The sequence below is a fragment of the Streptococcus mitis genome (assembly GCF_047464035.1).
Taxonomy (GTDB): Bacteria; Bacillota; Bacilli; order Lactobacillales; family Streptococcaceae; genus Streptococcus; species Streptococcus mitis_DX.
This window is the reverse complement of record NZ_JASHCQ010000057.1, coordinates 1-536: the sequence shown is the minus strand read 5'-3', so window position 1 is coordinate 536 and position 536 is coordinate 1. Positions and strand designations below refer to the sequence as shown.

The window sequence follows — 536 nt, the reverse complement described above, 5'->3', positions numbered from 1 at the left end:
GGCTCTATAATATTTGTAGTGGGTAACCCCCTATAGATATTATAGAGCCGATTTTTGTGTAGAAAAAAAGTCCCATAAGATCTATAATGAAAAGCGATCAAACAACTCATTAGAAAGATTCATATGGAACAATTACATTTTATCACAAAACTACTCGATATCAAAGACCCTAATATCCAATTTATAGATATCATCAATAGGGATACACACAAAGAAATCATCGCCAAACTGGACTACAATGCTCCATCTTGCCCTGAGTGCGGAAGTCAAATGAAGAAATATGATTTTCAAAAACCGTCTAAGATCCCTTACCTCGAAACGACTGGTATGCCTACTAGAATTCTACTTAAAAAGCGTCGTTTCAAGTGCTATCACTGTTCAAAAATGATGGTCGCTGAAACTTCTATCGTCAAGAAGAATCATCAGATTCCTCGTATTATCAACCAAAAGATTGCGCAAAAGTTGATTGAAAAGACTTCTATGACCGATATTGCTCATCAGTTAGCCATTTCAACATCAACTGTTATTCGCAAGCT

General features: G+C 35.8%; 1 protein-coding gene. It reads left to right on the top strand.

Annotated elements, in window-relative coordinates:
* Positions 1-123: 123 nt before the first annotated feature.
* The coding region (locus tag QM818_RS09010; protein WP_414300182.1) for a transposase family protein at positions 124-536 on the top strand (413 nt) is incomplete at its 3' end.